The sequence below is a fragment of the Thermococcus sp. genome, from assembly GCF_015523185.1.
GTDB lineage: Archaea > Methanobacteriota_B > Thermococci > Thermococcales > Thermococcaceae > Thermococcus.
Genome location: NZ_WAKV01000046.1, coordinates 1 through 13,065, shown reverse-complemented (window position 1 = coordinate 13,065; position 13,065 = coordinate 1). Strand labels below are relative to the sequence as shown.

The 13,065-nt window shown below is 51.7% G+C and carries 13 protein-coding genes and 1 other RNA gene; 9 read left to right on the top strand and 5 right to left on the bottom strand.

The window, feature by feature from the left end; genetic code table 11:
- Positions 1 to 7 precede the first annotated feature (7 nt).
- Complete coding sequence (locus tag F7B33_RS04940; protein ID WP_297064180.1) at positions 8 to 859, top strand: EamA family transporter; 852 nt, start codon at positions 8 to 10, stop codon at positions 857 to 859.
- Here F7B33_RS04940 and glnA read toward each other — a convergent pair.
- Complete coding sequence (gene glnA / locus F7B33_RS04935) at positions 850 to 2,172, bottom strand: type I glutamate--ammonia ligase (RefSeq protein ID WP_297064182.1); 1,323 nt, start codon at positions 2,170 to 2,172, stop codon at positions 850 to 852. The genes F7B33_RS04940 and glnA overlap by 10 nt on opposite strands.
- Positions 2,173 to 2,395: 223 nt before the next feature.
- Between glnA and F7B33_RS04930 the strand changes: the two genes are divergently transcribed.
- From F7B33_RS04930 to rnpB, 4 genes are all read left to right on the top strand, one after another.
- Complete coding sequence (locus tag F7B33_RS04930; protein WP_297064185.1) at positions 2,396 to 2,800, top strand: DUF61 family protein; 405 nt, start codon at positions 2,396 to 2,398, stop codon at positions 2,798 to 2,800.
- The gene (locus tag F7B33_RS04925; RefSeq protein ID WP_297064189.1) at positions 2,800 to 3,084 is read left to right on the top strand and encodes a hypothetical protein; all 285 of its coding nucleotides are present in this window, start codon (positions 2,800 to 2,802) and stop codon (positions 3,082 to 3,084) included. The genes F7B33_RS04930 and F7B33_RS04925 overlap by 1 nt, the downstream gene beginning before the upstream one ends.
- 34 nt (positions 3,085 to 3,118) lie before the next feature.
- Positions 3,119 to 4,726: a hypothetical protein gene (locus tag F7B33_RS04920; RefSeq protein WP_297073498.1), complete on the top strand. Its 1,608-nt coding sequence runs from the start codon at positions 3,119 to 3,121 to the stop codon at positions 4,724 to 4,726.
- Between the two features lie 38 nt (positions 4,727 to 4,764).
- Positions 4,765 to 5,086: RNase P RNA component (gene rnpB / locus F7B33_RS04915), an RNA gene on the top strand.
- Between the two features lies 1 nt (position 5,087).
- On the opposite strand, the gene F7B33_RS04910 is transcribed toward rnpB, so the two are convergent.
- Genes F7B33_RS04910 through priL form a run of 3 tightly spaced genes read right to left on the bottom strand, consistent with a single transcriptional unit; the run spans position 5,088 to position 8,165 of the window.
- Positions 5,088 to 5,948, bottom strand: a complete 861-nt coding sequence (locus tag F7B33_RS04910) for a DMT family transporter (protein WP_297073496.1) — start codon at positions 5,946 to 5,948, stop codon at positions 5,088 to 5,090.
- Entirely contained in the window at positions 5,930 to 6,964 is a 1,035-nt protein-coding gene (gene priS / locus F7B33_RS04905; protein ID WP_297064197.1) for a DNA primase catalytic subunit PriS, read from the bottom strand. Before priS ends, F7B33_RS04910 begins: the two co-directional genes overlap by 19 nt.
- Positions 6,957 to 8,165 (bottom strand): DNA primase large subunit PriL, encoded by a 1,209-nt coding sequence (priL, locus tag F7B33_RS04900; protein ID WP_297064200.1) that lies wholly within the window; start codon positions 8,163 to 8,165, stop codon positions 6,957 to 6,959. The genes priS and priL overlap by 8 nt, the downstream gene beginning before the upstream one ends.
- A gap of 203 nt (positions 8,166 to 8,368) precedes the next feature.
- Between priL and F7B33_RS04895 the strand changes: the two genes are divergently transcribed.
- The 3 genes from F7B33_RS04895 to F7B33_RS04885 are packed head-to-tail and all read left to right on the top strand — an operon-like array spanning position 8,369 to position 11,429.
- A complete protein-coding gene (locus tag F7B33_RS04895) occupies positions 8,369 to 9,121 on the top strand; it encodes an ATPase domain-containing protein (RefSeq protein ID WP_297064203.1) in 753 nt (250 codons plus the stop codon).
- A gap of 41 nt (positions 9,122 to 9,162) precedes the next feature.
- Entirely contained in the window at positions 9,163 to 10,326 is a 1,164-nt protein-coding gene (locus F7B33_RS04890) for a hypothetical protein (RefSeq protein WP_297073493.1), read from the top strand.
- Positions 10,305 to 11,429, top strand: coding sequence for a tripartite tricarboxylate transporter permease (locus F7B33_RS04885; RefSeq protein WP_297073491.1), 1,125 nt, complete (start codon positions 10,305 to 10,307; stop codon positions 11,427 to 11,429). The genes F7B33_RS04890 and F7B33_RS04885 overlap by 22 nt, the downstream gene beginning before the upstream one ends.
- Here F7B33_RS04885 and F7B33_RS04880 read toward each other — a convergent pair whose 3' ends face one another.
- Positions 11,430 to 11,735 carry a DUF5748 family protein gene (locus F7B33_RS04880; RefSeq protein ID WP_297066351.1) on the bottom strand — a complete coding sequence of 102 codons (306 nt, stop codon included), beginning with the start codon at positions 11,733 to 11,735 and terminating at the stop codon, positions 11,430 to 11,432.
- A 90-nt stretch (positions 11,736 to 11,825) separates the two neighbouring features.
- Between F7B33_RS04880 and F7B33_RS04875 the strand changes: the two genes are divergently transcribed.
- Positions 11,826 to 13,016, top strand: coding sequence for a class I SAM-dependent rRNA methyltransferase (locus F7B33_RS04875; protein WP_297073537.1), 1,191 nt, complete (start codon positions 11,826 to 11,828; stop codon positions 13,014 to 13,016).
- The last annotated feature ends 49 nt before the right edge of the window (positions 13,017 to 13,065 follow it).

The window sequence follows — 13,065 nt, the reverse complement described above, 5'->3', positions numbered from 1 at the left end:
TGGGCGAATGAAGCGTGGCTACATTCTCATTTTTCTCTCTGCCTCAATGTGGGGAACCCTTGGAATCTTTGCAACGTATATATACCGCTATGGCGTTGATTCCTTCACTATGGTCTTCTGGCGTGTCCTTTTTGCCCTCATGATTCTGGGAACCTATATCTCAATCTTCCTCCGCGAGAGTCCGTTTACGCGCGAGAATCTAATATTCTATGCAATTTACGGCCTCGTTGGTGTGTTCGCCTTCTATACCCTCTATTTCTACACTGTGAAGATTTCTTCAGTTGGTTTTGCGGTGCTCCTCGTTTACACTGCCCCTGCTTTTTCGGTAATCCTCGGCAGGTTGATTTTCAAAGAGCTGATAACCACCGAGAAGGCAATAGCCCTGGCGATGGTTCTCGTTGGTGTTCTCCTCGTGGCTGGCAACGTGGACTTCAACGTGAACAAAGTCGCCATTCTGACGGGAATAGCAACGGGCTTTACCTACTCTCTATATGGTGTTCTGGCTAAGTTCGGTGTCAGAAACGAGAGACCAGAGAGGGTGCTCTTCATGACCCTGTTCTTTGGTCTGCTCTTTTTGGTTCCCTTTTCAAAGTTCTCGATACCTTCCGGTGCCGTCCCTTACGTTTTGGGCCTCGCTTTCTTTCCAACGTTCCTCGGTTATACCCTCTACAACCATGCCCTCAAGGAGGTAGAGGTCAGCAGGGCAAGTATAGTGGCAACGATTGAGCCGGTGGTTGCCATAGTTCTTGCCTATGTCCTCTTCGGGGAGGAGCTAACACCGCTCCAGCTCCTTGGAGGGGTCCTCATAATAGGGGCCTCAATACTAGTTCATGTAAGAGAAGAAAAGAGTCAAACGTAGAAATACCTTTCGAGTTCCCACTCCGTGACCTTCTTCGTTTCAATGGGGAGCTCCTTCGATTCCAGGTAGGCAACGTATTCGCTCCACTCCTTCTCCTTATATTTGATGAAGTTCTCGTAGGCCTCGCCAAGGGCTTCCCTGACGACCTTATCCCTCTTGAGCTCTTCCAGAGCTTCCCTGAGGCTTCCAGGAAGGGTCTCAATGCCGGCTTTGCTCCTATCCTCCTCGCTCATCTCGTAGACGTTAGTTTCGACGTATGCCTCCGGCTCGAGCTTCCTTTTGATTCCGTCGAGTCCGGCTAGGAGTATGGCCGAAAATGCAAGATACGGGTTTGCACTCGGGTCCGGACAGCGGTACTCTATTCTCGCACCCTTGCCCCAGAAAGCAGGAACGCGGATGAGCGCACTCCTGTTCCTGTAGCCCCAGCTCACATAAACCGGGGCCTCGTAACCTGGAACGAGGCGCTTGTAGCTGTTCACGGTGGGGTTGGTGAGTGCCGTTAGGGCTTTCGCGTGCTTGAGGATTCCGGCTATGAAGTGCAAAGCAGTTTCGCTAAGCCCGTCCTCACCGATGAAAGCGTTCTCTCCGTCCTTCCAGAGGCTTATGTGCAGGTGCATTCCGTTGCCCGGAAATCCGTAGAGGGGTTTTGGCATGAACGTCGCGTAGAACCCCCTCATCTCGGCTATGGCTTTGACGATGTATTTGAAGCTCACGATGTTGTCTGCAGTTTTTAGGGCCTCGTCATAGCGGAAGTCAATCTCGTGCTGGGCCCTGCCGACCTCGTGGTGGAGAACCTCAGGAACGAGGCCAAATGAGGGCATGTAGAGCGCTATCTCCCTTCTCAGCTCCCTCGCCTTGTCGAGGGTTACCAGGTCGAAGTAGCCGCCGCTGTCGGGTATGTGGAGCTCCCAGGTTCCGTTCTTTTTGAAGAGGTAGAACTCCGGCTCGGGCCCGATGTAGGCCTTGAAGCCCTCCTTCTCGAGCTTTTCAATCGTGCTCTTCAGTACTCCCCTCGGGTCAGCCTTGTAAGGTTTTTCGTCCTTGTAAATGTAGCCATAAACCCTTGCTATTCCTTCCCATGGGACCTCGGCGTAGGTGCTCGGGTCGGCCTTGAAGATGAGGTCGCTGTCCTCTATGCCCTGGAAACCCGGAATTGAGGAGCCATCGAAGGATATTCCATCCTCCACGGCTTCTTCGTACCGTCCTATGGGAACCTCCATCCCCTTAGGAACGCCGTTTATGTCCACGAATATGAGCTGAAGGAATCTCGGGCCTTTCGTCTCAATTCCGACAGGCTTTGCACTTTCGTTCATTTTTTCCTCACCTTTTTGTTTATTTGTTTAATTATCTCTGCTAAGTGCTGAACAAACACTCCTAATTAACTCTTTCCCTTGAATTTTTGAAAACATGACGAAAACGGGTGTGGGGGCTTTATCGTTTTGCCATAAGCAGGTCTATTCTTTAAGTTATTTCACTGGATATTAACAAAAAAATGTAGAATAATGTTTATGTTCAGTAATTCGAATTGACACCCGTATGAACATAGAAAACGCCCTCATAAAGGAAATCTACCGCATAAACAACCACCTCCCGGTAAGGCGGCCAACGCTGGCACAGCTCCTCGGACAGAAGGAACCTTTTGTTCGGCTCAGGGATGGCAGTAGTCACTCCTTCAGGAGGTCCGAGCTGGAGAAAATTAGAGCCCTTATAGACCCCGGCGACGAAGAAAAGCTCCTAATACCCATAGTCCTCGAAATAGTGAGTGACTTCAGGGGTTATTTCCGTGTTAGAGGAAGGGCCGCGGTCAAGGTCATAGACAAGTTGATTGACTCCTACGACCCCCTTGATGAACCACAGGAGAGGCTCTACCCGAGGTATCTCCTCCCAAAGGTCAGGCGCGAGTTACCGACGACGACAACCTATGCCTTCATATCGGAGTGATGGACATGGATGACAGGAGGGTCTTCCTAAACTACCTCGCCTTTACGGTGCCCCACGTGACGGTCCTTGCGGGTGCCGTCTTCGGGCTCCTAGTACTCCTCAGGGTTAACAAGCTCCTTGCATTGGGGGCTTTTGCTATCCTCTACGGGATAATGCTGTTTGCGATAGGGCTCGTTGCCAGGGAGCACTTTTCGGGACTGCGACTCTATCGTCTTTACATCCTGTTCTCGGTTTCCATAGCTATCTCAGGAGGGGTTCTTCTATACCTCGCCATCATAGGGTAAATTTAAATTCAAAAACCCCCTATTATTCTGGGTGGTGATTGTGAAGAGAGCTTTGCTTATTGTCCTCATGCTAACCTTGATGTTCCTTCCCTTTGCAAGTGCCCAGTTTGGGACAATCTCGGTTACCGGCTCTATAACGGTTGTGCCCGGTGATTACAGTGAAGGAACTCTAACACTCACCAACAATGCAGGTGTTGTTTATTCCGTTGTTAGTTTTCAGACGTTCTGGGTTGAAGATTCCCAAGGAAACCGTGTTGATGGATTCAATTTCACCATGTTTCCAAAGGTTTTCCCCAGCTGGGGAAGGGGTCAGTCTAAGGTTGTTGAATACAATTTGACCGTTGCGAAAAACGTTCTACCGGGTAATTATACTCTCTACCTCCGCTTTATAGCGACTTACTCTGGAGAAGTCTACATACTGAAGGCCAAGGTTCCCGTTGAAGTCCTTGCATCTCCCCTGACGTTTACGAGTGCCTACTACTACGTTCCCGGGAGAGGCGACGTCCCGAACGTTTTTCTCGGGGAGAACGTTACAGTCTATTCCCACATTGTTAACATCGGACACTTCAATGTCACCGTCGGGGTTTTTTCGGCGCTTAGGAATAATGGAAAAGAGTATTCCGTTGTTTCTAAAAACGTCACCGTTCCTCCGGGGGATACCCTGATAAAGCTTTCCCTTCCGGTTAAGTGGGGCTATCCAGAAGGCAACTATACGCTCGTTTATCGCCTTTCTTATGGTGACCAGAGTTACGTCTACACAAAAAAACTGACGGTATCGTTGGGAGTTAGACTCGTCGGTGTCTCTGTCGAGAAAGAGAGTGCTTTGCTTAACGACACCCTCGTGGCATACGTTACTGTAATTTCTGAGAGAAAGGTTAGTGCAACTCTCTCCTGGGTTTCTCTCTTGAATGGAAGCGAAATCTTCTCGACGAGCACGAGGACTTTAGAGCTTTCACCCGGGACTGATGTTGTTTCTATTTTCCTCTCCACTTCCAAACCCGGTAAAGTTTCGACGGTTATAAGTCTCTCCGTGCATGGTCGCTCCGCGGGAAACGAAACGGTTAGTTATACAGTCTATGCCCCACCCTCTATAGCCTCACTGGGTTCGAAGTTAATCAACTCAACCCTTGAGCTCAGAGTGTTGCTCCTCAACCCGACTCCCCAGACAGTTAGCGGGACGCTTGAATACAGGGTTCTGGCCAACGGGACTTCCCTCTATTCTGATGTCCTCGACGTTACGATTCCTCCGGGCAAAAAGGGGCTTTCCTTCACGTTCACTGTTCCAACGGGGACAAACGTTACCTACTCCTTCAAGCTGAATGCCCTCGGCAGGACGAGTGTTAAAGAAGGTAGTCTCTGGGTTCCTGCACCTAAGCCTAAGCCTTCACCTACAGAGACCGAGACCCCAACTACTACTTCTTTGAACATGACAACCACAACCGAAAACGCAAGCGGCGGCTTCTCCTGGTGGCCCGTTGTGGGACTGTTCCTCATAGCTCTTACAATCCTTCTCTACTACCAGAACCGTCCAAAGGAACGGAGAACCAGAAAGGGCCCGAAACGTCAGTCACCCCTTGGCAGGTTCAAGAGACCGAAGCCCCCGAAGTTCCAGGAGAGGGACTCATTACCCAAGAAAAGGTGAACCAAACCTTTTTATTCCTCCTTCTATACTCTTTTTTGGCGAGGGGGTCGGGGGCCCTCGGGGTCCTCCCGAGGAAGTTCCGCCCACCGCACCGGGGCCGCGGTGCCGTAAGGCACCTCCCGAGAGGGAGGGCAACGGCGCAGAAACGACACGGCCCCCGGGGGATGTGGATGAAAGCGGAGAAGGGCCCGGCGACGGGCACCGAGCTAACCCGCAGACAATCCCGGGGGATGCGGTGAAACGGCCGTCCCGCGGGGTGCAAGGCCGAGGAGGGGGCGATGAGTTCCCGGTGCGAGCCCCGTGGTAGGCCGCTCAGTCGAATGCCCCCTTAATACAGAAGGCGGGCTACGACCCCCTTGCCTCACCTTCTCAAAACGTCCAAAGCGGAAGCTAGAAGTATTAGCGCGCCTCCCACTACAGTTCTCAACCCGGGCACCTCTCCAAAGACCAGAAACGCGTATAAAATAGCGCTCAGAGGGTCCAGATAACTCAGCAGGGATGCATCTTTCACTTCTACCACTTTGAGCCCGTCCATGTAGAGGTAGAGGGCAAGAACTGTGTGGACTAATACGAGAACCCCAATTGCCCACCATACTGGATTTCCGGCTTTTTCCACAGCCATGAAAGGCGATAAGACTAGGGTGGCTATCGCGAGCTGGAGGAATGTCAGGCTTTCACCATTAACCTCGCGAAGGAACCTTCCAATGTTCGGAATCAGGGCGTAGAATATTGCCCCCAGAAAAGCAAACACCACCCCGATGAAGTCCCTATCTGAGAGGCTAACCCTCTGGGAAGACGCTATGAGGAGGAGGCCCAAGAAGGCAGTTCCCAGGCTTATCACGTTTCTCTTGTTGAGCCTCTCCCCGAGAAAGCGCCACGAAATGAGCGTCGCTAAAACAGGAGCGGTGTAGTAAACCAAAACCGCGTTCGCTATCGTCGTGTAGTTGAAGGCCGTAAAGAGGAAAACCCAGTTCAAGGCCAAAGCCGTCCCGAGCGCCACTAAAGGCAGAACGTTTGGCCTAAAGGCTCTGAGGGTTTTTCCAAGCTTTCTCCTGACTGCTAATATAAGAAGCATTGCGAGTGCCCCGAGAGAGACCCTGAAGAAAGCGACTCCTAACCCGGAAAGTCCGGAGAACCTGCCGAATATGCCAACGCTTCCCCATATTAGCATTGCAACCGCTATCTTAACTTTTCCCCTCGGTTTCATTGCGAGCTCTCCCACTCCTCGTAGGCTTCCCTCACTTCCTCCTTCCTGAACTCTGGAACTGCATCGTTGAAGGGGTTGAATTTCTCAAGCTTTCTCTCATCGGGACCGATGTATGTGGCGATGAGCCCTACCTTTGAGTGCAGGCTCGAGGGGAGGCGAAGGATTCTTTTAACGTCCACGGTAACGCGCCCGTCGAAGTAGGCCTTTGAGAATGTGCCCGATATCGAGAAGAGCCTTATGAGGGTTTTGTATCCCACGCCACTGGGGAATGCCGCGAGCAGACCCTTCTCCACGAAGCTCCTTACGATTTTTTCCCTGCTCTCTTCGTTCAGTATCTTCCTTGCAATGCTCCTCTTTATTCCAGCGTTTACTAGGTGGTTTTCGTTGGCGCGACTTATGAAGTAACCGAAGCGAAGCCTAAAGACCCTGAAGTAACCCGAGGAGAGCATAATCCTCCTGCTCATAACGTCCTCGTAGGTCACCTCCTCCGAGGCGCTGATGTAGGCAAGAATCCTCTCGCGAGCCTTTGCGTCCAGTTTCAGTGCCCACTTGTCGAGAACCCTGATGTGGTAGCCCCTGCCGGAATAGACAACGTGGACATTTTCAAACCCGAGGTCCTCCTTTAGGACTATCAGCGTGTCCCTCGCGAGTTCCTTCGCATCTTCAAGGCAGAGCGGACAGACCTGACCGCTCGGATGCCTGTTGAGGCATCTCCTTAAAGGCAGGTCCTTCGCGTCTATATCAAAGACAAGCTCCGCCCCGAGCCAGCCCTCCATCTCGGCGGGCTCCCTGTAGAGCGCAACGGAGGTGTATATCGCGTAGGGTGAAGTGGCTTTAACGTAGTCCTCCAGGTCCCTTACGTCGGTGAATACGTTCTTCCTGTCGCTTGGTCCCTCCCCGGTATGGTCGAAGCCGAACTCGCGCCTCTCAAGGCTCTCCAGTATGAAGTCAGGTATTCTCTCCGCTTTCCATTCGGTTCGATAGTAGAGCTCCCTCTCCTCCCTACTAACCTCTCTCAGGAGTTCAGCCACCGTTGTCTCCCCCTTGGTTTTCTCCACTTTTCTCTTCCCTTGCGAGTCTTCTCAGATAGTACGTCAGCGGGTTTTTAATTCCACGGCAGTGCTTGTCCGGTTTGCACAGCTGGGGTGCATTGGCCCTTATCTTGTCGCAGTTCGGCGGAAAGTACCATGTCGAATTCCCGCTGTCCTCCAGGGTTGGTTTATCGGTCAAGCCGAACCCGAGGTGGTACCAGATGTTCTTTATCTCGTGGGGCTGATCCTCGAAAAGAGGCGGCTTACATCGGTTTCCTGCCTCTATGATGACGGGGAGTATCTCCTCCTCAACAACCCTCAAATCGCTCACGCAGTCCTTAATCCTGACGTCCTTTCTAGGTGGGTTCGGGCAGAGGCGCGCATAGCTCAGGAAGCTCGTTAGAAGAACAGTTATAGCATAGTTCCTCATTCCGGCTGGAACTCCTTTCAATGCCTCCTTGACGCAGGGCGGGAAGAGTTCAAAGCGAAGAGGTTTGGCTCCGACTTTGCCGAGTTTTTCAAGCCTCTCCTTGAAGTACTCCCCGGCTAGTTTTTCGAGCTCCTCCGCGAGTCTCTCGTAGAACTCTGGCAACTCATCTCTAACGTCAGATAAAAGGCTTACAGCCCTGTCAAAACGCCTCTCGAAGGCCATCTCCCAGAGTTTTAAAACGTCGTTCCAGCGGAGGTAGGCATAGCCACCCCTAATGTAAACATCCTTCAGGGAGCCTTCCCACAAACCGATAAACTCGCTCAGGGGTATTCTGTATTTGAGCCTGAGTTTCTCCCTCTCTTCCTCGGGAAGGCTCCTGTCCATGGCCCTCTCCAGTATTTTCCTGTCCCTTTCTGGAATTCCTTCAGCAGGTTTGACCTTCAGAAGGCTTTCTTCAAGGGAGCGCTTCCTCTCTATCCTCGCGCGGTAGAGTTTTGAAGTTGCCTCCCTCACGAACTCGACTTCGAGGCCGTAAGGGGAAAATGCCAGGGCACCGAGGAGGGCGTAGAACCGGAACAAATCCATGAGTTCATCGAGGGAGTCAACGGTCAGGAGCTCTTCCGGGGGTTCCTTTGATTCCAGCATCCACCTGACGAGGGACAGCGCCTCCCCGAGGCTCACACTGCCCGGTATTTTCTCAAGGAGGACTAGAAGGTCACCGAACTCGCGCCGTATGAGTTCCTGGGCCTCTCTCCCGAAGGGGTCAAGCATGGTTCCACCGTCAACACTTTGCTTTTTTCAATAAAACGTTTCCGTTCAACGACCCAGTGGGATTGATGGCGCATTATTGTAAATCTTCCATCAAAGATGATTTTAGTTCCCCTATCTTCCAAAAGTTTTATATCCATAAACAGTCAATTTAGCTATAGCTGATGAATTAAGAAGTTGTCCCAATAGCCATCACGGTGATTCGTATGACCAGAGAGGTGTGGCAAGTTCGCAGGGTCAAGACCGGGATTCCCGGTTTTGACGACCTCGTTGAGGGAGGATTCCCAGAGGGAACTACGGTTCTCGTAACCGGTCCTACCGGAAGCGGTAAGACGACATTCGCAGTTCAGTTCGTTTACAAGGGAGTGGAGTTATACAATGAGCCCGGAGTGATAGTCACCCTTGAGGAGAGGGCACAGGATTTGAGAAGGGAAATGAGGACTTTTGGTTGGGACATAGAGCGGTATGAGAAGGAGGGGAAGATAGCCATAGTTGACGGTGTTAGTGCGGTCGTTGGACTTCCCTCCGAGGAGCAGTACGTTCTCGAGGGCAACCTCAACGCTGAGGACTTCCTTAGGTACGTTTACCGCGTCGTTAAGGCAATCAACGCTAAAAGGCTCGTTATAGACTCGATTCCTTCCATAGCCTTCCGCCTCAAGAAGGAGGAAGAAATCAGGGAGATGCTCCTTCAGCTCAACACTATCCTTCTTGAGATGGGCGTTACTTCAATCCTTACCACAGAAGCTCCTGACCCTAGCAGGGGCAAAATCAGTAGGTATGGTGTTGAGGAGTACATTTCCAGAGGCGTTATCCTCTTGGACTTCATAGAGAGGGAAGTCGAGCTCAAGCGCTACCTCCTAATCAGGAAGATGCGCGAAACAAGGCACTCGATGAAGAAGTATCCCTTCGAGATAACCGAGGAGGGCATAGTCGTCTACCCGAGCGGAGAAATTTATTAGCAATCGAAATTTTTTTAAGTCCTTTCTTTTTACTTCAAGCAATGGTGTCGAGAAAAACATTGACAGTAGTCTTACTGTCCTCTCTCCTCTTCGTTTCCCTCGCCCTTAGTCGTTACTCCCCTGAAACCGATTCCTTCACGGGTCTTTGCGTTTACTCCTCGGATTCTTTTTCCGTCCTGTACAACGGTTCAGTTAGTCTTGCCGTTAGGGAGCATTTAGAGTTCGGCAACGTCTATCGGGTGGAGGGCAGACTGAGGAAGACCAAGGGGGGCCTGTGGATTGACGCTTCCTCGATAGTCCCGGCAAACGCAACCTTTCCTCTCGAACGGGTTGAAGGTGCCTACTGGGTAAGCTACTACCCCCAGCTCCTGACTCCGGGTAGTATTCGCCTCGCGTATCCTCTGAACATATCCGAGGGGGTTATCGTGATAGTTGAGGGCCTGAGATATGGTTCAAAGTTTTATCCCCTTAAAGTTACGAAACTCGGTTATCCTGAGGAGCCCATGAACGGCATGCCATACCGCCTCGAAGGTGTTGTTCTCTACGGCGGAAACCCAGCAACGCTCTGGAACGGAAGCGAAGCTTTTCGCGTTTACCTGCCCCATGGTCTCTCCTTAAAGCCCGGTCAGAAAGTTAGAGTTCTCGGCATCGTCAGGCTTTATTCAACGATTACCCTCTACGTTGACTCCAATGAAGAAATCCAAATTCTCGGTTACCCTGAGGAAAAACCCCTTAACTCGGCCGGAGTTGGAGAGATAGCAACCGGAGAATGCCTCGTTACTTGGAGGACCTCCCGCTATCTCAGGATGAACTGCACATCGCTGAAGCTTTACGGATTCTCAGCCAGGGTGGGGGACACCGTAAAGTTCAACGCCCTCAGGAGAAAGTCGAGTTTGCTCTGTCTTAACTGCACCATTTTAAGGCCCCGGGAGGAACTGCATAATTCAATCTGCTCCTTTGAAGAGGGCAAATTCGCCAGAATCTCGGGAAGAGTGGCGTGGGTTAGGGTCTATAAGAACGGCTTTGGGATTGCTAACGTCACGAACGGGAGCTGTTCCATTCTCCTAAAGCTCCCTTCAAGGCTTGGGGTGTCCATTGTGAAAAACGAGAATGTTACAGCCTACGGGTTTTTCACGACCTATAGGGGAAGACCGGCCTTTAAAGTTAGTTCAGGTGACGATATATGCTCCGAGAGACACTGCTAGGCCTTTTACTCGGAACTTTAACCGGAATAACCCCCGGAATCCACGTGAACACCTTAGCCTCTATGCTGAGGAACTTCGGCTTGGGTTCCGTCGTGCTCTTTGCTATGGGACTAACGCACACTTTCCTCGACGCTTTACCCTCGACGTTTCTCGGCGTTCCCGATGAGGGAACCGCGCTGGGAATTTTGCCGTCCCACAGGCTCGTTATAGCCGGAAGGGGTATGGAAGTAGTTAGGATAGCAATCCTTTCAAGCTTTCTGGCGGTGCTCTTCTTCCTTCCGCTGATTCCCATGTATCTTCTCCTGGCACCCTACTACAGGCCGGAGATTGGAAAAATAACCGTCGTTTTTCTTATTTTCCTCCTCGTGTTTACCGAACGTGGAGCAAAACGGCTTGGTACCTTCTTTATACTCCTCCTCTCTGGAAGTCTCGGCCTGCTAATCCTCTCGCTGAATCTGAAAGAACCTTTTTATGCCCTCTTCACGGGCCTGTTTGGAGTCCCCGTGATTGTTTCTTCACTTTTCTCAGATGTGTCTGGCGTTGAGCCGGGAGATTCTGAACTCAGAATAAGACATTCAAGACTCATCCTGTTTTCCTTTCTCGGGACGCTCTTCGGAATGCTGGCCTCTCTCCTTCCGGCCTTTACTGCCTCTCAGGCGGCCCTCCTTGGCTCTTTCATTTCAAAGGACGAGCGTTCGTTTTTGACAGTGGTTTACTCCGTGAATACCTCCAACTTCCTCTTTGCCTTCCTCAACTTCCTCGAAACTGGAAGAATGAGAAACGGAATCGTTGCCATGATGAAACCTATAGGTGTTAAAGCTCTCCCCGGTTTTCTGCTCGTGGCACTCTTCGTTGGTCTCTCGGTTCTTGTTTACGGTGAGTTTCTCGCGGGCCTCTTTGTCGATGCAATCTCCCGTGTGAACTACAGGGTTGTCAATGGTGCTGTCTTGGCTTTTCTCATTTTCCTCGCCTTGGCCTTTGATGGCCTTCTTGGGGTTCTCGCGCTCATTGCTTCGTCAATAGTCGGCTATCTTGCCCCCCTTATAGGAGTAAAAAGAACGAACTGCATGGGAGCTTTGATGGTTCCCCTGCTACTCCGCTAGTCAGGATTTCTCCTTCACAATCTTCTGGAACTCGGAATAGTCTGTCACTATCCTCTTTCCGTCGAGGGTCTCAAAGTAGACCTTCTTGACCTTGACCTTTTTAACGTCGGTGTACTTCATCTCAGGCGGGTCATAAGAGCCGGGCTCAACGACTTCATCCTCAACGACGTAGGTTTTAAGCTCCGGCTGGCCGACGTAGCGCCAGACCTCGTAGAAGACCTTTGGCTCGAGGTGGATTTCGCCGTCGAGCTCTATCCAGTCGGCGCCAATCTCTTCCAAGAACTCCTTTATAACCTCGAAGTGCATAGAAACCACCGGTCTAATATAGACCTCTGGGGGTTAAATAACTATCGCCGGTTTTTTAAACCCCTTTGCGTAGCGACTCCGGTGGTGAGAATGGCGAGGGTTATAGTTGACGCTCAGGCCGCGAGGGCCATCGGAAAGGGCGCGATGATAGTCTTCAAGAAGGGTGTGGTGAGAACCGAGGGCGACTTTGAACCCGGTGACATCGTTGAGGTCTACACTCGCGGGGGCAAGTTCCTTGGGAGGGGTTTCGTTAATCCGAACTCAAACATAATGGTCCGCCTGCTCATCAAGGACAGGGAAACGCCTATAACGAAGGAGCTATTCCGCGAAAGGATTAGGAAGGCCAACGAGTACAGGAAGAAGGTGCTCGGCTACGATAAAGCTTATAGAATGGTCTACGGAGAAGCTGATTACCTTCCGGGCCTCATAGTCGACCGCTTCAACGAGATTGCATCGCTCCAGATTTCGAGCATTGGAATGGAGCGCTTTAAGCTCGATTTGGCCGAGGCGATAATGGAAGTTGAGCCCGAAATCGAGACCGTTTTTGAGAAGAACACTGGGCGCTCAAGAAGAAGGGAAGGTTTGCCCGAGATAGAGCGCGTCCTCCTTGGAAAGGAGAAGTACAGGACGATAATAGAGGAGGGCAGGGCCAAGTTCATCGTCGACATGCGTGGCCAGAAAACCGGCTTTTTCCTCGACCAGAGGGAGAATAGAATGGCCCTTGAGAAGTATGTCAGGCCCGGTATGAGGGTTCTCGACGTCTTTACCTACACGGGTGGCTTTGCAATCCACGCCGCCGTTGCCGGGGCTGAGGAAGTAGTTGCCGTTGACAAGTCCCCCAGGGCCATAGAAACCGCCAAGGAGAACGCCAAGCTCAACGGCGTGGAAGACAGGATGAAGTTCATAGTAGGTTCGGCCTTTCCAGTCATGGAGGAACTCCTCAGAAAGGGCGAGAAGTTCGATATCGTAATCCTGGACCCACCGGCCTTCGTCCAGCACGAGAAGGACCTCCAGCGGGGACTCAGGGCCTACTTCAACGTCAACTACGCCGGTTTGAAGCTCGTCAAGGAGGGTGGAATCCTGGTTACGTGCTCCTGCTCCCAGCACGTTGACATGCAGGCCTTCAAGGACATGGTAATCGCCGCGGGGGCCAAGGCAGGGAAGTTCCTCAAGATGCTCGAGCCATATAGGACTCAGGCTCCCGACCACCCGATTCTCATGGCCTCGAAGGACACCGAATACCTTAAGTGCCTCTTCCTCTACGTTGAGGACATGGAGTAGGACGATGACGAGAAAGCACCTCCTCTGAGCGGTGAGGAGACGCCCACGG

Excerpts from the sequence above, each read along its gene's own strand:
- F7B33_RS04940 (WP_297064180.1), top strand. The coding sequence starts at position 8 with ATGAAGCGTGGCTACATTCTCATTTTTCTCTCTGCCTCAATGTGGGGA.
- glnA (WP_297064182.1), bottom strand. The coding sequence starts at position 2,172 with ATGAACGAAAGTGCAAAGCCTGTCGGAATTGAGACGAAAGGCCCGAGA.
- F7B33_RS04930 (WP_297064185.1), top strand. The coding sequence starts at position 2,396 with ATGAACATAGAAAACGCCCTCATAAAGGAAATCTACCGCATAAACAAC.
- F7B33_RS04925 (WP_297064189.1), top strand. The coding sequence starts at position 2,800 with ATGGACATGGATGACAGGAGGGTCTTCCTAAACTACCTCGCCTTTACG.
- priL (WP_297064200.1), bottom strand. The coding sequence starts at position 8,165 with ATGCTTGACCCCTTCGGGAGAGAGGCCCAGGAACTCATACGGCGCGAG.
- F7B33_RS04895 (WP_297064203.1), top strand. The coding sequence starts at position 8,369 with ATGACCAGAGAGGTGTGGCAAGTTCGCAGGGTCAAGACCGGGATTCCC.
- F7B33_RS04890 (WP_297073493.1), top strand. The coding sequence starts at position 9,163 with ATGGTGTCGAGAAAAACATTGACAGTAGTCTTACTGTCCTCTCTCCTC.
- F7B33_RS04885 (WP_297073491.1), top strand. The coding sequence starts at position 10,305 with ATGCTCCGAGAGACACTGCTAGGCCTTTTACTCGGAACTTTAACCGGA.
- F7B33_RS04880 (WP_297066351.1), bottom strand. The coding sequence starts at position 11,735 with ATGCACTTCGAGGTTATAAAGGAGTTCTTGGAAGAGATTGGCGCCGAC.
- F7B33_RS04875 (WP_297073537.1), top strand. The coding sequence starts at position 11,826 with ATGGCGAGGGTTATAGTTGACGCTCAGGCCGCGAGGGCCATCGGAAAG.